Source organism: Tatumella sp. JGM94 (assembly GCF_018257595.1).
Taxonomy (GTDB): Bacteria; Pseudomonadota; Gammaproteobacteria; order Enterobacterales; family Enterobacteriaceae; genus Tatumella; species Tatumella punctata.
The window spans coordinates 64,437-83,994 of record NZ_JAERJN010000001.1 but is presented as its reverse complement, the minus strand read 5'-3'; the positions used below and the strand labels follow the sequence as shown (position 1 = coordinate 83,994).

Here is a 19,558-nt window from a genome sequence, read left to right as displayed (position 1 = left end):
GCCGCCCACAGGGCGCATCTTAATTTCCATAATGGAAATAATCACCAGCCCTGATCCCAGTCCGGTATCGCTGTAAAGGTCTCTGCCAGATAATCAATCATCGCCCTGGATTTATGCGCCAGATATTTTGCCGGCGGATAAAGGGCAAATAATCCCAGAGGTGCGGGGGCATAATCGTCCAGTACCGTAACAACCTGCTGCCGTTTCAGGGCATCTCCGGCCACAAAAGTCGGCAAACGGGCAATTCCCAGACCGGCTGTGACTGCCTGCAGACAGACTTCGGCGTTGGAAAATTTCAGACGCCCGCTGACCGCCTGTTCCTGCAGGCCCCCGGCAGGTGCAGAAAATGGCCAGCGAAAAGGGTCGCGAAAATTGGTATCGATAATACAGTCATGGTGTTCCAGCGCAGACCAGTGTTGCGGTGTTCCGCGGCGTGCCAGATACTGCGGCGAAGCGACAAGTAAGATCCTGATATCACATAATTTACGGGCCATCAGGCTGCTGTCCGGCAGAGAGCCTATCCTCAGCGCCAGATCAAAACCTTCATCAATAATATTTACCAGCCGGTCGGCATAACTGACATCCAGTTCAATATCCGGATAGCGACCGGCAAAATCGATCAGCCGCGGGGTTAACTGCGTGGTACCAAAAGTGACAGGTGCCGAAATACGTAACCGGCCCGCCGGGGCTTCAGAAGTATGGCGGATGGCATCATTCAGTGCATCGTATTCATCAATCAGTGCGCGGACCCGCTGATAATAGGCCAGCCCGACCTCAGTGACCGCCAGTGAACGGGTACTGCGGCGAAACAGCTGAACACCGAGAATATGTTCCAGTCTGGAAATTAATTTCGAGGCCTGGCCGTGGCTGGTATGCAGCCGCCGGGCTGCAGCGGTAAAACTGCCTGCTTCCACCACCGCAATAAACATCCGGTCACATTCCAGTCGTTCCATACTGCCCGTCCCCTGTGCGATAAAATGACAGTACCGCCCGGGGCGGTACTTTAAACAGCGCCGGATAATCCCCGGCTGCGGGGCTATAATACAAAAATATTCACAGAAGTCAGTACTCTGTAGCGTTGATCCCCTGAGGGTGACTGCCAGCCCGCTGGCCGGCAAGCGATCAGACAACCATTAGCGCGCAATAATAGTGACACTGTCACTATTGCTTCCGGCCATTCCGCAGCGAGCATCGTTATAATATTAACCACCGCAGAATACGGAGCGCGCGGCAGCGTGATCTGTGGCCGGCGCGGTACGGCAAAACCCGCGGATATTGCGGACCCGCGGTATTCCGCACAGAGGGGTGGCTGAGGGAATCGCCGCTGTTTATACTGTTATTTCCTCCGGTTTCCGGCATCTGAGCCTGCATCCGCCATTTAAAATACGAGGCCCGTTCAGCAGATGAACATATCACCGTCAGTCAATGAAAACCGGCAGCGGGTGTTGCAGGTTGCAAAAGAAATCATTACCCGCAAAGGGTTCTCCGCCGTTGGCCTGAATGAAATTCTGACCGCGGCCGGTATCCCGAAAGGATCTTTCTATTACTATTTTTCGTCCAAAGAAGAGTTTGGCAGCGCGATGCTGGAAGATTATTTTTGCGGGTATATGGCAGAAATGGATCGTTTAATCACTACCGGCACCTGTGCCGCGGATACGCTGATGCGCTACTGGCAAGGCTGGCTGGAGACAGACAACCAGCAGGTTCCGAAAGGCCATAAATGCCTGGCCGTCAAGCTGGGTGCCGAGGTCAGTGACTTATCTGACCGGATGCGTGCGGTACTGAACCAGGGGACCGGGCAGATTATCGGCCGGCTGGCTACCCTGATAGACCAGCTGGCCGCACAGGATAATTTTCAGATCCCGCCGGAAGGCAGTGAAGCATTTGCCCGTAACCTTTACCAGCTGTGGCTTGGTGCCAGTCTGCTGGGCAAAATATCCGGTGAGCGACTGTCACTGGAGGCGGCAATGATCCTGACAAAACGGCTACTGGGACTATAATTCAGTTTGCCATTATGTGCGTTTACTGACTTATCCCCTTACCCTGAATGTTGTTTTTACATACCATCTAGACGACTGGTCTAATTTAATTACGGGAGATATTATGCCACAGACAGAACACACCAACCGCCGCTGGGTACTGGCTTCCCGTCCCGATGGCTGTCCGGCCTCTGATAATTTCCGCCTCGAAAATGCGGAGATCCCTGCGCCGGATGAAGGACAGATCCTGCTGCGCACCGTCTATTTATCTCTCGACCCTTATATGCGTGGCCGGATGAGTGATGCCCCTTCCTACGCTCCGCCGGTGGCTATCGGTGAGGTTATGGTGGGCGGAACCATCAGCCGGGTTATCCGTTCCCGTCACCCGGAATTTAAAAAAGACGACTGGGTCATGGCCTGGTCAGGCTGGCAGGATTACGCCCTGTCTGACGGCCAGGGGGTGGTCAGTCTGGGAAGCAACCCTGAACACCCTTCCCTGTCATTAGGCGTGGCCGGCATGCCGGGCTTCACCGCCTGGATGGGGCTGACAGATATTGGTCAGCCGGTGGCCGGTGAAACCCTGGTGGTTGCTGCCGCAACCGGGCCGGTCGGCAGCACCGTCGGACAGATAGGTAAGCTGAAAGGCTGCCGTGTGGTCGGCATTGCCGGCAGTGATGAAAAATGCCGTGATGCGGTGGTCAATGCCGGGTTTGATCTCTGCCTGAATCACCGTGCACCCGACTTTCGGCAACAATTACAGGCCGCCTGCCCGGACGGAATTGATATTTACTTCGAAAACGTTGGCGGAGCGGTGTTCGATGCGGTGCTGCCGTTACTCAATAGCAAAGCAAGGATCCCCCTGTGTGGTGTGGTCGCCCATTACAACGACAATACAGCCGCCGCCGGTCCCGACCGTCTGCCGCAGTTTATCGGTACACTGTTGAAAAAACGTATCCGTATTCAGGGATTTATCATTTTTGACGACTACGCCCCCCATTTCCCTGCCTTCCGGACCCTGATGAGCGACTGGCTGCGGCAGAAAAAGATTTATTACCGTGAAGATATTGTTGAGGGGCTGGAACAGGCCCCGCAGGCTTTCAGCGGCATGTTACAGGGTAACAACTACGGCAAGCTGGTGATCCGTGTCGCCGGTGACCACTAACCCCGGAGAAAAATTGATGAATATTTTAATTGTACTGACTTCCCACGATAAACTGGGTAACAGCGGTGAAAAAACAGGATTCTGGCTTGAAGAGCTGGCTGCGCCTTATTATGTCTTTAAAGATGCCGGGGCCACACTGACCCTCAGTTCTCCGGCCGGCGGACAACCACCGCTGGATCCGAAAAGCAACCTGCCTGATTTCCGGACAGACGACACCCGGCGTTTCGAAAAAGACGCCGAAGCAACCGCACAGCTGGCCACCACCCTCAGGCTGTCTGAGGTCAACGCCAGCGACTATGATGCGGTCTTCTATCCGGGCGGTCATGGTCCGTTATGGGATCTGGCCGAAGATACCCGCTCAGTCAGTATTATCGAAACATTACTGGCAGCCGGCCGGCCGGTGGCTGCGGTCTGCCACGCGCCGGGGGTGCTGCGTCATGCAAAACAAGCCAATGGCCAGCCGCTGGTTAAAGGACTGCGGGCCACCGGTTTCAGTAACAGTGAAGAAGATGCCGTGCAGCTTAGCGATGTGGTGCCCTTCCTGGTCGAAGATATGCTGAAACAGAAGGGAGCCGAATACAGTAAAGGCCCGGACTGGGCATCTTATGTGGTACGTGACGGTCTGCTGATCACCGGGCAGAACCCGGGCTCTTCTGCCGAAACCGCCCGTGAATTAATCAAAGCGATTAAAGGGCAATAAGATGAGCGCCTATATTGTATTTATCCGTGATCAGACCTGCGACCAGGCAGAAATGGATATCTATGCCGAAAAAGCCAGCGCTGCCCGCGGAGATCATCCTCTGACGCCGCTGGCATTTTACGGTGCCGCAGAAAGCCTCGAAGGTGCAGACACTGAAGGTGTCGTGATACTGAAATTTCCCGACACTGCTGCGGCCCGTGACTGGTACCACAGCCCTGCTTATCAGGCGGCGAAGCTGCACCGGCTGAAAGGGGCCCGCTACCGGGTGGTGCTGACCGAAGGTCTGGACTGATTTACCCGGCCGATCGCTGACACTCTGCCACAATTACCGGGGGACTGAGCGGTCTTCCGGTGTTTTGTTGCCCTGACCATCAGGCCAGACAGTCCGGGGGCTATTCACTTTTTTCCAGCAGGCTGTACAGGGGAACACTCTTTTTGAGGATCGGTGATTTAATCACAATATAACTGAAGTATTTGCCGATGCCGATATTCTCGTCCAGCAGCCCCTCAATTACCTCCTGGTAATGCTCAATACTGCGGGTCAGAAACCGCAGCAGATAGTCATATCCTCCGGTGATCAGGTGGCATTCCATCAGTTCGTCAGTCTGGCTCAGACAGTGTTCGAAACGCTGAAAGTCTTCACGCCGGTGACCATTCAGTGTCACTTCGGTAAACACACTGACAGATTCGGTAATTTTGGCCAGATTCAGGCTGGCTTCATATCCGCCAATAAATCCGGCCGCCTCCAGACGTTTCACCCTCTGCAGACAAGGGCTTGGCGATAAGCCGACCGCCTCCGCCAGGTTCACATTGCTGATCCGGCCGTCTTTCTGCAGATGGGCAAGAATACTGATATCCAGTCTATCCAGTTTTAGCAGACCATTCATAATACCCTCTGAGATCAACGAAACTTAATTAACTGATATACCACGCCTTAATAGCAAATGGCTACGTCTGTGGCGTGGTTTATCAGATAAAATTTTTCGTCATCAAATCCGGCCGGTCCCTTTCGCCAGCGCGATATCAAAAATATGTAAGGCTTCCTCCAGCTGAGAATCGGTGGTCACCAGCGGTGCCAGAAAACGGATCACATTACGCTGCAACCCGCATTTAATCAGCAGCAGTCCTTCGCTGAATGCCGCCTGCAGAATTGCCTGCGTCAGGGCCGGGTCTTCTTTTCCGCTGTCCGGATCAATAATTTCCACCGCCTGCATAAAACCGACCCCGCGCGCCTCACCAATACAGGCATATTTACCGGCCAGCTGTTCCAGCCGCTGGCGGAGCATCTGCCCGAGGCGGAGACTGCGGGCCAGTAAATCTTCCTGTTCTATTACATCCAGTACCGCCAGGGCGGCCGCACAGGCCAGCGCATTTCCGCCGTAGGTCCCTCCCAGCCCGCCGGGCAGAGGGGCATTCATTATTTCAGTACGGCCGGTCACCCCGGAAATGGGCAGCCCGCCGCCGAGACTTTTGGCAACCGTGACCAGGTCCGGCATAATGTCTGCGTGTTCGAAGGCGAACATTTTGCCCGTCCGCCCGAATCCGGTCTGAACTTCATCACAAATCAGTAAGATGCCGTGTTTTTCGGTAATTTTACGCAATGCCTGCATAAAAGCCGGCGGTGCCGGCAGAAAACCACCGTCCCCCTGCACCGGTTCCAGTAATATCGCCGCCACCTGCTCCGGCACGATCTGTGCCGAAAACAGCATCTCCAGCGCATTCAGACAATGCTGCCAGCTGATGTCACGATACGGATTCGGGTACGGCAAACGATAGATGGCAGAAGCAAAAGGGCCGAAGTTTTGTTTATACGGCTGGCTCATACCGGTCAGGCTGGTACCGAGCAGTGTACGGCCATGAAAGGCACCATCAAAGGCGATAATCCCCGGCCGTCCCGTCGCCGCCCGCGCAATTTTTACTGCATTCTCAACCGCTTCTGCGCCGCTGGTAAAAAACACACTCTGGCACTCCGTGTCTTTGCCCACCAGCTGATTCAGGCGTTCTGCCAGACTGATATACCCCGGATAGGCGGCGACCTGGAAGCAGGCATGAGACACCTTCGACAGCTGACGGGTGACCGCCGCGCTAACCGCCGGGTGATTATGCCCGACATTCAGTACCCCGATACCGCCGACAAAATCCAGGTAACGGTTACCCTCCGTATCCCAGACTTCGCTGCCGCTGGCTCTTTCCACCACCAGAGGATGTGCCGTGACTATCCCGCGGGGGACATGCCTGTGACGCCGATCCAGCCAGACATCATTATGGGTTACCGCTGTTATATCGCTCATAGTAGATTCCTGTGATTAGTGGGGTTGTTGTGGCCCATTGATGCGACCACCTGCCGTCCGGCAGAACTGCCCGCCGGTAACGAGATAACACGCTTTCTTTTCTGGCGAAATATTACTGCTGCGGACACGGGCTGTAATGGCCGCCCTGACTACAGCCCGTCATTTTCCCCGTACACCACTTCACACAGCCAGCGCACCCCGTAAGGGATTGCCTGATCATTAAAGTCAAAACAGGGATGATGTAACGGATAACCGGGACCGGATCCCAGCCAGACATAGGCCCCGGGTTTTTCCTGCAACATAAAAGAAAAATCTTCGGAGGTCAGGGCCGGATAATCGGCCTGCTGAGCAATCAGACCGGCCCGTTCTGCGGCTGCCAGGGCCAGCCGGGTTTCACGCGGACTGTTACAGGTTGCCGGGTAATAGCGGTGGTAACGGATCTCTGCATGCAGCCCGCTGGCGGCGCTGATATGTTCCGTTTTCAGCCGCAGCTGCCGCTCAAGGGTATCCCTTGCCTGCGGACTAAAGGTCCGGACCGTGCCTGTGATGGTGGCCGCTGCCGGGATCATATTGTGCGAAGTACCGCCGTGTATTTGGGTCACTGTCAGTAATGCCGCCTCATGGGGGTTCAGCGTTCTGGGGACCAGACTGTTCAGGGCCACCACCAGTTCACTGGTTGCCAGCAGAGTATCCGGGCTCAGATGCGGCTGAGCCGCATGGCCGCCACCGCCGGATAAGGTAATATCAAAACGATCAGCGGCCGCCATCATCGGCCCCGGCCGGGTACGTAACTCTCCGAGGGGTAATTCAGGCCAGTTATGGATAGCGTATACTGCATCGCAGGGATAACGGCTGAATAAGCCGTCATCTATCATCGCCCTCGCCCCCGCCAGACCCTCTTCTGCCGGCTGAAAAATAAAGCACACACTGCCGGAAAAATCCGGGTTTCTGGCCAGAGTTTCGGCACAGGCCAGCAACATCACAATGTGGCCGTCATGCCCGCAGGCATGGGCAACCCCGGCAGTGCTACTCGCCCAGGCGCTGCTGCCCTGCTCCTGCATTGGCAGGGCATCCATATCCGCCCGCAGGCCGATCATCCGCTGGCCGGGGCGTTTACCCTGTAATAGCCCGACCACGCCGGTTTTACCGATCCCTTGTTCGACGGAGATCCCCATCGTGCGCAGAGACTCTGCTATCCGTGCCGCCGTTTTTTCCTCAGCAAACCCCGTTTCCGGATGCTGGTGCAGCTGACGGCGGACGCTGGTCCATTTCTGAATATCCATCAGTACCCCCGTTGTTTATCAATAACACCCTTCATCGGCTTACCCTGCTGGTGGTTACGGATATTGTCCAGTAACACTTTTACCGCGCTTTCTGCATGAGTTTCGCTGGCAATATGCGGTGTCAGCCAGATCTTCGGATGCAGCCAGAACGGATGTCCGGCCGGCAGTGGTTCCGGTTCAGTCACATCAATAACCGCACGGCTCAGTTTGCCGCTGTCGAGGGCCTCCAGCAGATGCTGATGGTTAAGCTGTTTCCCCCGCCCGGCATGTACCAGGCAGGCCCCGTCCGGTAACTGTGAAAATAGCGCCTGGCTGAGTATGCCGCGGGTCTGATCTGTCAGCGGCAATAAACACACCAGTATCTGACATTGCCGCAGGAACTCGCCCAGTTGCGGGTCACCGTGATAACTGGTCACACCCGCGACTGACTTGGGCGTACGGCTCCAGCCGGCACAGGAATACCCCAGTGTGTTCAGCACCCGGGCGGCAGCCTGCCCCAGATTTCCCAGCCCGAGAATACCGACACGGCAGTCCGCCGCGGCCGGCGCAGGGTGTTTAAGCCATTGCTGCTGGCGCTGCTGTTCAAGATAACGGGGCATTCCGCGGTGCAGTGCCACCACCGAGAAGGTAATATAAGCCGCCATATCATCCATCAGACCGGGTTCAATCATCCGTACAATACTGACCCCGGGCGGCACCGCCTCTGAGGTAAACTGGTCGGCCCCGGCACCCACCGAGAAAATAACCTGCAGATTCGGGAAACGCTGAGCCAGATTATCCGGAATATCCCAGCTCACCAGATAGCGGACCTGTTGCGGATCACCGGTCTCCGGCCACTGATAAAAGGGCAGATCGGCGGCATGTTCTGCCAGCCACGCCTGCCAGATTTGCCCGCGTTGCGGCGCGGAACGGTAAACAATACTCATCAGCCCATCGCCTGTGACATAAAACTGAAATCAGCCATCGCCTCTGGCTTACGTTGCCAGGGCGTGCCCCGCACCATCATCAGTGGCGCATCCACCACCGGTAACCCACACTCTGACAGCCAGTCAGAAAACGCTGTATTACCGTAAGTATCAATACGGACAAACTGACCGGTCAGCTGTGCCGCCGCATAACCAAATAATTTTCTGGCGCTGGATTCATCCGCCGCCAGCATAGGGCCGATAACATGGCCACGACCAAATTTACGTATCACCATATATCCCAGCGGCCGGGCCGGGTTTTCCAGCACCAGCAGCGCGTCGGCACTCTGTAACAAATCCTGCCACAATGCCGGACGATACAGGCCATGGGCCTGATAATCCTGTTCGATCAGTGCCGGTAACTCCTCCCTGCGCAGCGGACGGACAGTTTCCCCGGCGGTGGCATCAGGCCGGGGAGCGCTGATTTCCGGCAGCTGTGCGGTCTGGTGCTGAAAAACACTGCACTGCACGACAAAACCGTATTTCTGATACAGACCTTTACCCATTTCGGTGGCATGCAGCCGGACATTTCCGCCAGCGGCTTTTTCCAGTAATGCCTGCATCAGCTGCTTGCCGATCCCCTGCCCCTGGCAAGCCGGGTCTACAATCACCAGCCCGAGTGTGCTGCGCGCTTCACCCCACTGCCACAGTAGCGCACAGCCAACCACCCCATGCTGATTTTCAGCCACCACCCCTTCGCCCAGAGAAAGCGCCTGTTGCCAGTCCTGATAACGGTGTGGCCAGCTGACCTGCTGGCTCAGCCGGAACCCCTGAGCTAAATCTGTTTCCTGCATGCTACGTAGTTCAATTGTCATTCTCTTTTCCTTACATCATTCCCGGGGTATTCAGTCCGCTGCCGTCAACTAAGCGTGAATAACGGTAGGGTGTCGGATCAACGACCGGCGGCGCATCGGTGGCTAAATCTGCCGCCAGCCGTCCGGCACCCGGCCCGAGACCAAATCCGTGACCACTATAGCCTGCGGAGACAATCAAACCCGGAAGTTTTTCGACCGGTGAAATCACCGGGATAGCGTCCGGGGTACTGTCTATCATCCCGCCCCAGCTCTGGGCGACCTGAATCCCTTGCAGCTGTGGAAACTCGCGCACCATCGCCGTCAGCCCCTGTTGAACCATCGCCTGGTCGGCAGCCGGATCGAGGATCCTTACTTTTTCAAACGGGGAAACACCCTCCATTGACCAGCGGGCCAGGGCCTCAGGCCCGCGGATAAACGGCATAATTCCGGGACTGACCGTCAGATTGTGGCGCCGTGCGTTGAAAGTACTGTAGAACTGACGGGCATATTTCAGCCCCTGGAAGCCCGGTTCAAGACGGCCGCGCCCCGAAACGGAGACGGTATAACCGCCATCCAGCTGCGGACGGCAGGCGAAGCTGTCCGTATAAAACGGGACACTGATCACCGGCTTTACCGGCAAAGTGCGGAAAGCACTGCCAATCACATTCCCCAGCGGTAAATCAATGCCATGACGGCGACAAAACATGGATGTCCAGGTCCCGGCGGCACAGATAACACGCGAGGTTGTTATTATTCCGCGCTCAGTCACTACACCACTGACCCGCCCGGCGCTGATATCCAGTCCACGCACGGCACATTGCTGAAAAACCTGAGCCCCTTTTCTGATGGCCGCACGTACCAGCCCCGGGGCCGCCATCGAGGGCTCTGCATGACCATCGTCGGGGGAATGAACCCCGCCTTTCCAGTCGGTGGTACTGCCCGGGGTCAGCGCTCTGGCCTGTGAGGCATTGAGGATCTGACTGCGAATATCATAGCTTTTCGCCATTTTCCCCCAGTTATCCCAGGCCGCAATATCCTGTTCATTACGGGTGGCATACACCAGACCGGTTTTACGGAACCCCAGCTCTTCACCGGTTTCCTGGTTCAGTTGCTGCCAGCGTTGCAATGCATGAATAATCAGCGGTAATTCACGTTCATCGCGGTTCTGCTGACGGCACCAGCCCCAGTTACGGCTCGACTGCTCAGCACCGATCAAGCCTTTTTCCAGCAGTACGACATTGACCCCCTGGCGGGCCAGTTCCCAGCAGGCTGCCGCCCCGGCAATACCGCCACCGATAATCACCACATCAGCCGACGACGGCAGATACAGACTGTCCTGAACGTATTGAATAAGCGCAGGCATAAAGACCATCCTCTGTTAATTATTTTATTCCGCTTTCAGCGTATCCCGGTGTTCATCCAGCCAGCCGCAGCGTAACTCAGGTACCGCCCGTTTCAGGCGCTCAAAGTACAGTTCGCCGGAAGGCTTGTCATAATCGTCACTGGCCAGTTGCGTGACAATCCGGCCCTGTTTCATCACCACAATCTCATCACAGACCGCGCGGATCGCATGCATATCGTGGCTGATAAACAATACCGATAATTTCAGCTTGCGCCGCAGCTCGGAAATCAGGTCAAGGATTGCCGCAGCGACGACCGTATCCAGCGCGGAGGTGACCTCATCACAGATAATAATTTCCGGCCGGGCCGCCAGCGCCCGCGCGAGGCTGACCCGTTGTTTCTGCCCGCCGGACAAGGATGCCGGTTTACGGTGACGCAGTGTGGCAGGAAGTTTTACCAGTGCCAGTAAGGCGATAATCTCGCTCTCCAGCGCGTCTCCGTGTAACTGCCGGAAATATGTCAGGGGACGGCCAAGGATCTCGCCGACCGTGTGGGCCGGATTCAGTGCCGTATCTGCCATCTGGAAAACATACTGGATCTGCCGTAACTCCTGCGGCTGGCGCTGCTGCAGATCCGTGGAAATATAGTGGTGATTAAATAACAGATGACCATTCCAGGCAGGATTCAGCCCGGCAATCGCATGGGCAAGGGTTGTTTTTCCGGAACCCGACTCACCGATAATGCCAATCGCCTGGCCGCGCCATAACTGCAGGTTGATCTGCTCCAGAATACGGATTTTCGGCAACCCCTGTTTATTCCTCGCCCCGTAGCCCACGGCCAGGTCACGGACTTCCAGCAAGGGATGGATATCCCTGCTGTCGCGCTGCCAGTGGCCCGGCCGGGGGTGATGCCGCGCGGCATCCATTAACTGGTGAGTATAGGGTTCGCTGGCATGGCCCAGCAGCCGTGCGGTCGGGCCGGACTCAATCATTCGGCCCTGCTGCAATACCATAATCTGGTCTGCCATCTGCGCCACCACCGCCAGATCATGGCTGACATAAACTGCCGTCATACCGCGGCGGGCCACCACATTACGCAGCACTTTCAGTACTTCGACCTGAGTGGTGACATCCAGTGCGGTGGTCGGTTCATCGAGGATAATTACCTGAGGATCAGCCATCAGCGCCATTGCGGTCATCAGCCGCTGTAACTGCCCGCCTGATACCTGATGGGGATAACCTTCACCGATAGTCTCTGGCCGGGGTAATGCCAGTTCGCGGAACAGGGCGATGGCTTTCTGTCTGGCCTGCTGGCGGGACATCAGCCGGTGGATCAGTACCGGCTCAGTCACCTGATCGATAATCTTCATCCCCGGGTTAAAGGACGATGCGGCACTCTGGGCAATATACGCGATATCGTTACCGCGGAACTGGCGCAGCTGCGGGGCACTCATGGCCCGCACATCCCGGCCCGCCACATGAATATTGCCGCCGGTGATCCTGCAGCCGTGGCGGGCATATCCCATCAGTGCCATGGCGATCGTTGTTTTTCCCGATCCTGATTCACCAATCAGTGCCAGAACTTCACCTTTCTTCACCGATAAATGAATATCACTGACCAGTACGGTTTCAGTCCCCTGACTGAATGCACTGACCTGCAGGCCGTCGGCCATAATCAGCGGTGTCGCCGGATACACAGTCACTGTCATACTCCCTCCTGAACCCGCACTAACGGACGCATATTTTGCAGGCTGTCAATAAACAGGTTGACGCCGATGGTCAGGCTGGCAATGGCCAGCGCAGGCATCAGGATCGCCGGAGAACCGTCAAACAGCCCCTGCAGATTTTCACGTACCAGGCTGCCCCAGTCGGCCTGAGGCGGCTGCACACCCAGCCCGAGAAAGCTCAGACCACTGAGCAACAGCACGATATAGACAAAACGTAAGCCGAAGTCGGTCAGCATCGGATGGATCATATTCGGTAAAATTTCATGGATTGCCAGATACCAGCGACTTTCGCCGCGCAATGCCGAGGCCCGCACATAGTCCATATTGCGCAACTGGCTGGCCAGTGCAAAAGCTATCCGGTACGCCCCCGGCCAGTAGGTAAAGACGGCGGTAATAATCAGCATTGGCAGTGAAGAACCAAACACTGCCACGATCATCAGGGACATCACTTTACCCGGCAGCACCAGCAGCGCATCGTTAATCCGGCCAAGGATTTCCTCCAGCCAGCTGCCGGAAACTGCCGCCAGCAGGGCCAGTAAGGTGCCGATCACGCTGGCCAGTATTGCGGAAGTCAGGGCCAGCCCGATGGAGTAACGGCTGCCGGCGATAATGCGGCTTAAGATATCGCGACCCAGGTAGTCGGTACCCAGCCAGTAATGGGCTGACATACCGCCGAACAGAGGGCCGGCGCCGATATCATTCACCGGATACGGGGCCAGTGCCTGTCCGGCAATCGCGATCACTACCCAGAATAATGACACCAGTAGCCCCAGACGGCCTGCCGGTGTTAAGGCGACAAAAAAATGCCACGCTGCGCTTAAATATCTCATCAGCCCCTCCATTTCGGGTTAAACGCGATAGTGACAATGTCCGCCAGCAGCAATAACAACAGGTAGCAACCGGCAAACAGCATCACACAGATTTGTACCACCGGCAGGTCACGGTTACTGACCGCATCCACCAGCTGGCTGGCCAGCCCCGGATAGTTGAAAATGTTTTCGATAATGATCACCCCGCCAAACAGGTAGGACAGGCTCAGGGAGATGGCATTGGCGATGGCACCGGCCGCATTAGGTAAAGCATGGCGCATAACGGCGCGTACCGGGGAGACGCCTTTCAGTATCGCCATTTCTATATAAGGACTGTCCAGCTGACTGATAATGGCGGCACGGGTCATGCGGGCCATCTGTGCCGTCAGTACACAGCACAGGGTCAGCACCGGCAGTGCATAGGTTTTAATAAAACTGAGCATGCCCGGCTCAGGGCTGCCGAACGACATCGCAGGGACCCAGTGCAGACGCACCGCAAAAATCATCACCGCCACGGTGGCAATCAGAAATTCCGGGACCGCCACGGTCGCCATCGTGCCGCTGACCAGCAGTTTATCCGGCCACTTATCCCGTTGCATGGCGGCGGTAATGCCGATAAACAGGGCCAGCGGCACCGACACCAGGCTGGTGGTCGCGGCCAGTTCCAGGGTCGCCGGGATACGGGCGGCGATCAGCTGTGGCACCGGGATACGGCTGGCAAACGATATGCCGAAATTGCCGGAGAACAGACCGGTAAACCAGTGGTAATAGCGGACCAGTAATGGCTGGTCCAGGCCAAGTTGGTGACGCAATGCAGCAACCGTCTGCGGTGTGGCATTTTGCCCGAGGATCATCTGAGCGGCATCGCCCGGTAATAAACTGGTGATAAAAAACACCACCATCGAAACAATAACCAGTGTCAGCAGTCCCGCCCCGATACGCCGGGCAATCAGCAACAACATATAACGGTTCATCGCACACTCCTTACTCAGGCAGACAGCCAGACATTCTCATGGAAGCGGTAACCCATCATCATTCCCGCAGGCCATGCTTTCAGCCCCTGAACCTTGCTGCTGTAGCCATCCAGTGAACTGACAAACATCGGGATCAGCGTACCGCAGTGGTCATAAATCAGCGTCTGCATATCGTCGTACATCTGTTTGCGTTTGACCGGATCCTGCACCCCGCGCGCTGCAACCACTAACTGGTCAAATTGCGGATTTTTCCATTTTGATTCGTTATTGGCCGACCCTGACAGGTAGAACTGGGAAAACGAGAGATCCAGCGTCGGGCGCGGGTTAATCGACCCATAGCCGACAGGATCTTTCATCCAGTGGGCCGACCAGTAACCTTCATAAGGCACCCGCCGTACATTCAGGTTCAGTCCGGCCTGCTGTGCGATGTTTTGCATCATCAGGCCGCCTTCGATGGCACCGTCGAGGGTCGGCGCGGTAATAACCTCCACCCTGGCCCCTTCCATACCCGCTTTTTTCAGGTAAAAACGGGCTTTATCTGTATCGACCGGCCGGGGTTTCAGATCAGCGTTATACAGGGGGTGCCACGGCGGAACCGGGGTATCATTGGCGACCGTGCCGTATCCCTGCAGGGCCGTTTTCACCATCATTTCGCGCGGCTGCAGATACTTCATCGCCATCACAAAATCAGGATTGCTGCCCGGTGCCGTATCGGTACGGATAATCAGATCCGTATACATCCCGGACTTACTCTCCAGAATTTTGCACTGCCCGCCGCTGGCATTCAGCTGTCGGGCATAGCCGGGACTGATGGCTGAACAGATATGCAGGTCACCGGACATCAGGCCATTTACCCGCGCCGCCTGGTCAGACACCCCCAGCAGTTCCAGCTGGTCAAGGTGTGGCAGGCCGGGTTTCCAGTAATCCGGGTTACGGGTACCAATTGTATGCATGCCCGGGACAAAGGTCTGGCAGACAAAAGGTCCGGTGCCAATCCCTTTACTGAAGTCCGTGGTATTCGCCGGCACAATCAGGAATGATGGCAATGCCAGCATCAGCGGCAAATCAAAATTAGCGCCTTCCAGCACAATCGAGACTTGCTGAGGGTTAACCGCCGAAATAGTTTTAAATTGCTGTGCCAGGGCAAACACATTCGACGCCACCGCCGGGTCTTTATGGCGGGCCAGCGACCAGACCACATCGTCTGCGGTCAGGGATTTTCCGTGGTGGAAACTGACCCCCGGCCGCAGGGTAATCTGCCAGCTGATGCCGTCATCAGAATGCACCGATGATGCCAGTGCCGGTTTTGCCACCAGCTGATCATCAATTTCGGTCAGGGCGTTGTAAAACATAAACTGGCGGGTGTAATCGGCACTGTTATTGGCTTTGGCCGGGTCCAGAGTATCAGTGGCCGATGAGTTGGACATGGCCGCACGCATTTTACCGCCTTTTAGCGGAGCGCTTTCGGCGATGGCCAGTTCAGGAAAACCAATAATTCCGCTGCTGAGTACCGCCCCGGCAGATAACATTTTCAGCAGACTACGCCGCGATAAAGACCCCTTTTGCAGCAGGCTATTCAGCTGAACATGACTCAGGGACTGTCCGTTATCTTTTTTCATCCGATCCTCTCCACATCACGATTTTTGTTGTCAGAACAGGCGATCTTTCGTTTGGTAATACAGTCCGGTCAGGGGCAGAAACCAGGGCTTGCCAAAATACCCCGGCACCGCCGGCCAGCCATGGCTTTGCCATGGGTTGTTGTCAGAGGCGCCGCTGATCAGGTCTGCCATCACTTTTCCCATCAATACGGACATCTGAGTGCCGTGTCCGCTATAACCCATGGTGTAAAACAGTCCGTCATGCTCACCCGCATGGGGCAGCCGATCGGCGCTCATATCCACCATCCCGCCCCAGCAATAGTCGACAGGCGTATCTGCCAGTTGCGGAAACAGACGTTGCATTGAGGTGCGCAGGATGTCGCCGCTGCGCTGGTCCTGTGCGGGATTACTGACAGAGAAACGGGCCCGGCCACCAAACACCAGCCGCCGGTCAGCGGTGGTACGGAAATAATTACCGATATTCATCGAGGTGACATAAGTGCGGTCTTTTGGCAACAGACGCTGTAAGGTCTGTGCCGCCAGGGGGGCTGTAGTGATAATAAAACTGCCGACCGGCACAATCCGCCGCTGAAACCACGGGAAAGGCCCCTGGTTTGAACAGCCGGAGGTCAGCAGGACTTTATCGGCAACAATACTGCCGTGCGCCGTAGTCACCCGGTGCTGATAACCTGCCAGCCGGGTCAGTCCGGTGACTTCGTGCTGTTCAAAAATCCGGGCCCCGGCGCTGGCGGCAGACTCTGCCAGCCCGGTCCCGAATTTGCCCATATGCATCTGCCCGCCACGCCTTTGCAGTAATCCCCCGTGGAAAGCATCACTGCCGACTTCATCGCGGATCTCACTGGCAGAGAGTAATTCCACCTCCGGATCGACGGTTTTGCGCATCAGTTCGGCGGCTGACTGCAGGGAGGCGAAATGGCCGGGTTTACTCGCCAGTTTTATTTTGCCGCACAGGCGGAAATCACAATCGATAGACTCTTCGCTGATCAGGGATTGCACATAACTGACCGCATCATCGTAAGCACGGTAAAATCTGGTGGCGGTCTCCAGTCCTTTCTTTGCTACCAGTGCCGCAAAATTCTGTGCCACGCCACTGTTACAGTGGCCGCCGTTCCGCCCGGAAGCCTGGCTCATCACCTGCTCCCTTTCCAGCACCACCACCTCCAGTCCCTGGCGGGCGAGCTGACGGGCCGCTGAGATGCCACTGAACCCGGCACCGATCACCACCACATCCGCCCTGGCGGGTAACGGTTGCTGACATCCCCCGTGAAATTCCGGGGCGGTGTGTTGCCAGAATGATTCCAGTTTCATGGGGATTACACTCCTGTCACAGACCGACGATTGCGGGCAGTTCGCTGATATCCTGAATTTCACTGTAACCATATTCAGGACAGCCGGGTTCATGACCGCGGTTAACGAAGACTTTATGGGTGATCCCCAGATCATGGGCGGTCATCAGGTCGTAACGCAGGCTGGAGGAAACATGCAGGATCTGGTCCGGTCCGCAGCCCAGTTTGTCGAGCATATATTCAAAACCACGCATCGCCGGCTTGTAAGCGCCGGTCTCCTCGGCGGTGATGGTCATATATATCGGTGCCCCCAGCCGCGGTACATGGTGGGGTATCAAATCGTTCATAGAGTTGGTCAGCAGTACTAACGGGATCTCAGAGGCAATTTTTTGCAGCCCGCCGGGCACATCCGGATGTGCAGTCCAGGTTTTACAGTCGGCATAAATAAAATCACTGTCGGCCGGTTGCCATTCGGCTTTCCATTTATGACAGGATCTTTGCAGGGCATTACTGACCACCTCATAGTAAGGTTTCCAGGCTCCCAGCACTTCATCTAACCGAAAACGGGCAAAGTCGCTGATAAAGGCCGGCATAACATCTGCCCCGACCCGGTCGGCAAAACAGCGGCGTGCGGCACCTGCCATATCAAAATTAATCAGGGTGCCGTAGCAGTCAAAGGTAATAAACTTCGGGGTAAACACAGGCATAGCGTGGTCTCCGTTAACAGACAGAACTAAAAATCGATCAGTACACTTTTCTGGCGCTGACAGGCCTGGAAAGCCTGACGTCCCAGATCTTTACCGATACCCGACCCCATAAATCCGCCGGTCGGAATAATAAAGTCACCACTGCGGCCATAACGGTTAATCCATACGGTGCCCGCATTCAGCGACTGCATGGCCCGCATCGCCACCGGTAAACTGAGGGTATGTACTCCGGCACACAGGCCATAGGTTTCATGCTGTGCCAGGGCGATCCCTTCATCTTCGTCATCGAAATACTGCACCGTCAGTACCGGACCAAAAATCTCTTCCTGTACCGCACAATTATCCGCTGCCACGCCGCTCAGCAGGGTTGGCTGCCAGAACCAGCCCTGTTCTGTCCCGGCAAAGCGCTGGCCGCCGGTCAGAATTTCCCCGCCCTGTTCACAACACTGCTGCACCAGACGCTGCACTTTCTCGCCCTGACGCTGGTCGATTAACGGGGAGTATTGGCAGGATCCCTGCCAGGTATTGGCGGGACGGAATGACTGACATAACTGCAGCAGATGATCGATCAGTGCCGGGGCGATACCACGCTGCACAACCAGCCGTGTTCCGGCAACACAGGCCTGGCCGCCATTGGCGGTAAATCCGCGCAGGATCCGCGCGGCCACCTCTGCCGGGTCACCGGCATCGTTAAAGACCAGTTGCGGGCTTTTACCGCCCAGTTCGAGGGTGACAGGCTTCATACCATTAAATCCGGCGTCACTCATGATTTGCGCCCCGGTCGCCGTCGAACCGGTAAAGGAAACCTTGCGGACCTGCGGATGTTTCACCAGTGCACTGCCGGTATGCCTGCCGCTGCCCTGAACAATATTCAGTACCCCGGCAGGCAGGCCGGCCTGTACTGCCAATTCGGCCAGCCGCAGGGTGGAAAATGGCGTCAGTTCTGAAGGTTTCAGCACCACCCCGTTGCCCGCCGCCAGCGCCGGTCCGCATTTCCACGACGCCATCGATAACGGGAAGTTCCACGGAGTAATCGCCCCGACCACCCCGTAAGGTTCAGGCACCAGCATCCCGAGGCTGTCTTTACGGGTCGGTAACAGGTCACCGCTGTATTTATCCGCACACTCGCCGTAAAAACGGATCGCTTCTGCCGTAAAGGGAATTTCGTGATGAATCACGTCGCTGATCGGCCGTGTTGATCCCAGAGCTTCGAGCTGGCCAAGATAAGGCGCATCGGCTTCAATTAAATCGGCCCAGCGGCGTAATACTGCCCCGCGCTGACGTGGCGATGCTTCTGACCAGCCGCTGCGGATACGTTGCTGTTCCGCTATTTCAACCGCCTGAGCAACCACCTGTGCACCGCTTTCCGGAATATCGGCATAGCTTTGTCCGTCAGATGGCCGGTGTACCGGAATCTGCCCCTGGTTTTTATGACAATACTGTCCGTCAATATAATTCCCGGTGCTGAACTCAACCTTATTCGGGTCGAAACTTAACATAGACACACCTTATTCAGTCATGCAGTACAAACAATGAAAATACCGTCTGACTGGATAATGCAGAATGCGTGCCAGATATTTTGCGAAATAAAATGCGTTTAACGGGGACGGAAAAAAATTTCCTGCCGAACAGACGATAAATTTGAAATCAATCGCAAAGAATAAATATAACCTGCTGTTTTTAAATGATTTGATAAAAACACCAAAATAATGCAACCGCAGAAGGAATGCACTAAAAAGAAGCTGTCCGGGTTCTGGCCGGAAAACGGAAAACATCCTGCGTTAAGGGTGTTTTTTAGACAGAATGGAGTGCTATGCATGTGAAGCACTCCGCTCAAGACCCGCAGGCATAACAAGGTCCAACATTTTTTCCCAATGGGAGCGAAGCTGCAAAATACGACATTTTACAAAAAGAGCGGGATA

General features: G+C 56.0%; 18 protein-coding genes. 4 read left to right on the top strand and 14 right to left on the bottom strand.

Annotated elements, in window-relative coordinates; all coding sequences use genetic code 11:
* Positions 1-41: 41 nt before the first annotated feature.
* Complete coding sequence (locus tag JK216_RS00365; protein WP_212706941.1) at positions 42-953, bottom strand: LysR family transcriptional regulator; 912 nt, start codon at positions 951-953, stop codon at positions 42-44.
* Between the two features lie 450 nt (positions 954-1,403).
* Between JK216_RS00365 and JK216_RS00360 the strand changes: the two genes are divergently transcribed.
* From JK216_RS00360 to JK216_RS00345, 4 genes are all read left to right on the top strand, one after another.
* Positions 1,404-2,000 carry a TetR/AcrR family transcriptional regulator gene (locus tag JK216_RS00360; protein ID WP_212706940.1) on the top strand — a complete coding sequence of 199 codons (597 nt, stop codon included), beginning with the start codon at positions 1,404-1,406 and terminating at the stop codon, positions 1,998-2,000.
* Between the two features lie 103 nt (positions 2,001-2,103).
* Complete coding sequence (locus JK216_RS00355) at positions 2,104-3,141, top strand: NADP-dependent oxidoreductase (RefSeq protein WP_212706939.1); 1,038 nt, start codon at positions 2,104-2,106, stop codon at positions 3,139-3,141.
* Between the two features lie 16 nt (positions 3,142-3,157).
* Entirely contained in the window at positions 3,158-3,841 is a 684-nt protein-coding gene (locus JK216_RS00350) for a type 1 glutamine amidotransferase domain-containing protein (RefSeq protein ID WP_212711333.1), read from the top strand.
* A 1-nt stretch (position 3,842) separates the two neighbouring features.
* Positions 3,843-4,133, top strand: coding sequence for a DUF1330 domain-containing protein (locus JK216_RS00345; RefSeq protein WP_212706937.1), 291 nt, complete (start codon positions 3,843-3,845; stop codon positions 4,131-4,133).
* A gap of 100 nt (positions 4,134-4,233) precedes the next feature.
* On the opposite strand, the gene JK216_RS00340 is transcribed toward JK216_RS00345, so the two are convergent.
* The 13 genes from JK216_RS00340 to JK216_RS00280 all read right to left on the bottom strand — a co-directional run bounded on the left by JK216_RS00340 (position 4,234) and on the right by JK216_RS00280 (position 19,135).
* Positions 4,234-4,728 carry an Lrp/AsnC family transcriptional regulator gene (locus tag JK216_RS00340; RefSeq protein WP_212706936.1) on the bottom strand — a complete coding sequence of 165 codons (495 nt, stop codon included), beginning with the start codon at positions 4,726-4,728 and terminating at the stop codon, positions 4,234-4,236.
* Positions 4,729-4,830: 102 nt separating this feature from the next.
* Entirely contained in the window at positions 4,831-6,132 is a 1,302-nt protein-coding gene (gene gabT, locus JK216_RS00335) for a 4-aminobutyrate--2-oxoglutarate transaminase (protein ID WP_212706935.1), read from the bottom strand.
* 149 nt (positions 6,133-6,281) lie between these two features.
* Positions 6,282-7,415, bottom strand: coding sequence for a M20 aminoacylase family protein (locus JK216_RS00330; protein ID WP_212711332.1), 1,134 nt, complete (start codon positions 7,413-7,415; stop codon positions 6,282-6,284).
* Positions 7,415-8,341, bottom strand: a complete 927-nt coding sequence (locus JK216_RS00325) for a glyoxylate/hydroxypyruvate reductase A (RefSeq protein ID WP_212706933.1) — start codon at positions 8,339-8,341, stop codon at positions 7,415-7,417. Before JK216_RS00325 ends, JK216_RS00330 begins: the two co-directional genes overlap by 1 nt.
* Complete coding sequence (locus tag JK216_RS00320) at positions 8,341-9,195, bottom strand: GNAT family N-acetyltransferase (RefSeq protein ID WP_212706932.1); 855 nt, start codon at positions 9,193-9,195, stop codon at positions 8,341-8,343. Before JK216_RS00320 ends, JK216_RS00325 begins: the two co-directional genes overlap by 1 nt.
* A 10-nt stretch (positions 9,196-9,205) precedes the next feature.
* Complete coding sequence (locus JK216_RS00315) at positions 9,206-10,537, bottom strand: FAD-binding oxidoreductase (RefSeq protein WP_212711331.1); 1,332 nt, start codon at positions 10,535-10,537, stop codon at positions 9,206-9,208.
* Between the two features lie 24 nt (positions 10,538-10,561).
* The gene (locus tag JK216_RS00310) at positions 10,562-12,223 is read right to left on the bottom strand and encodes an ABC transporter ATP-binding protein (RefSeq protein WP_212710126.1); all 1,662 of its coding nucleotides are present in this window, start codon (positions 12,221-12,223) and stop codon (positions 10,562-10,564) included.
* On the bottom strand, positions 12,220-13,071 hold the full coding sequence (locus tag JK216_RS00305; RefSeq protein WP_212710122.1) for an ABC transporter permease: 852 nt from the start codon (positions 13,069-13,071) through the stop codon (positions 12,220-12,222). The genes JK216_RS00310 and JK216_RS00305 overlap by 4 nt, the downstream gene beginning before the upstream one ends.
* Positions 13,071-14,024 carry an ABC transporter permease gene (locus JK216_RS00300; protein WP_212711330.1) on the bottom strand — a complete coding sequence of 318 codons (954 nt, stop codon included), beginning with the start codon at positions 14,022-14,024 and terminating at the stop codon, positions 13,071-13,073. The genes JK216_RS00305 and JK216_RS00300 overlap by 1 nt, the downstream gene beginning before the upstream one ends.
* Positions 14,025-14,038: 14 nt before the next feature.
* Complete coding sequence (locus tag JK216_RS00295; RefSeq protein WP_212710116.1) at positions 14,039-15,643, bottom strand: ABC transporter substrate-binding protein; 1,605 nt, start codon at positions 15,641-15,643, stop codon at positions 14,039-14,041.
* Between the two features lie 30 nt (positions 15,644-15,673).
* Positions 15,674-16,951 carry an FAD-binding oxidoreductase gene (locus JK216_RS00290; RefSeq protein ID WP_212711329.1) on the bottom strand — a complete coding sequence of 426 codons (1,278 nt, stop codon included), beginning with the start codon at positions 16,949-16,951 and terminating at the stop codon, positions 15,674-15,676.
* Between the two features lie 16 nt (positions 16,952-16,967).
* Entirely contained in the window at positions 16,968-17,636 is a 669-nt protein-coding gene (locus tag JK216_RS00285) for a haloacid dehalogenase type II (RefSeq protein WP_212710114.1), read from the bottom strand.
* A 26-nt stretch (positions 17,637-17,662) separates the two neighbouring features.
* Positions 17,663-19,135: an aldehyde dehydrogenase family protein gene (locus tag JK216_RS00280; RefSeq protein ID WP_212706925.1), complete on the bottom strand. Its 1,473-nt coding sequence runs from the start codon at positions 19,133-19,135 to the stop codon at positions 17,663-17,665.
* Positions 19,136-19,558 lie beyond the last annotated feature (423 nt).

Excerpts from the sequence above, each read along its gene's own strand:
- JK216_RS00340 (WP_212706936.1), bottom strand. The coding sequence starts at position 4,728 with ATGAATGGTCTGCTAAAACTGGATAGACTGGATATCAGTATTCTTGCC.
- JK216_RS00365 (WP_212706941.1), bottom strand. The coding sequence starts at position 953 with ATGGAACGACTGGAATGTGACCGGATGTTTATTGCGGTGGTGGAAGCA.
- JK216_RS00345 (WP_212706937.1), top strand. The coding sequence starts at position 3,843 with ATGAGCGCCTATATTGTATTTATCCGTGATCAGACCTGCGACCAGGCA.
- JK216_RS00360 (WP_212706940.1), top strand. The coding sequence starts at position 1,404 with ATGAACATATCACCGTCAGTCAATGAAAACCGGCAGCGGGTGTTGCAG.
- JK216_RS00285 (WP_212710114.1), bottom strand. The coding sequence starts at position 17,636 with ATGCCTGTGTTTACCCCGAAGTTTATTACCTTTGACTGCTACGGCACC.
- gabT (WP_212706935.1), bottom strand. The coding sequence starts at position 6,132 with ATGAGCGATATAACAGCGGTAACCCATAATGATGTCTGGCTGGATCGG.
- JK216_RS00355 (WP_212706939.1), top strand. The coding sequence starts at position 2,104 with ATGCCACAGACAGAACACACCAACCGCCGCTGGGTACTGGCTTCCCGT.
- JK216_RS00280 (WP_212706925.1), bottom strand. The coding sequence starts at position 19,135 with ATGTTAAGTTTCGACCCGAATAAGGTTGAGTTCAGCACCGGGAATTAT.
- JK216_RS00295 (WP_212710116.1), bottom strand. The coding sequence starts at position 15,643 with ATGAAAAAAGATAACGGACAGTCCCTGAGTCATGTTCAGCTGAATAGC.
- JK216_RS00320 (WP_212706932.1), bottom strand. The coding sequence starts at position 9,195 with ATGACAATTGAACTACGTAGCATGCAGGAAACAGATTTAGCTCAGGGG.
- JK216_RS00330 (WP_212711332.1), bottom strand. The coding sequence starts at position 7,415 with ATGGATATTCAGAAATGGACCAGCGTCCGCCGTCAGCTGCACCAGCAT.
- JK216_RS00350 (WP_212711333.1), top strand. The coding sequence starts at position 3,158 with ATGAATATTTTAATTGTACTGACTTCCCACGATAAACTGGGTAACAGC.
- JK216_RS00315 (WP_212711331.1), bottom strand. The coding sequence starts at position 10,537 with ATGCCTGCGCTTATTCAATACGTTCAGGACAGTCTGTATCTGCCGTCG.
- JK216_RS00300 (WP_212711330.1), bottom strand. The coding sequence starts at position 14,024 with ATGAACCGTTATATGTTGTTGCTGATTGCCCGGCGTATCGGGGCGGGA.
- JK216_RS00305 (WP_212710122.1), bottom strand. The coding sequence starts at position 13,071 with ATGAGATATTTAAGCGCAGCGTGGCATTTTTTTGTCGCCTTAACACCG.
- JK216_RS00290 (WP_212711329.1), bottom strand. The coding sequence starts at position 16,951 with ATGAAACTGGAATCATTCTGGCAACACACCGCCCCGGAATTTCACGGG.
- JK216_RS00310 (WP_212710126.1), bottom strand. The coding sequence starts at position 12,223 with ATGACAGTGACTGTGTATCCGGCGACACCGCTGATTATGGCCGACGGC.
- JK216_RS00325 (WP_212706933.1), bottom strand. The coding sequence starts at position 8,341 with ATGAGTATTGTTTACCGTTCCGCGCCGCAACGCGGGCAAATCTGGCAG.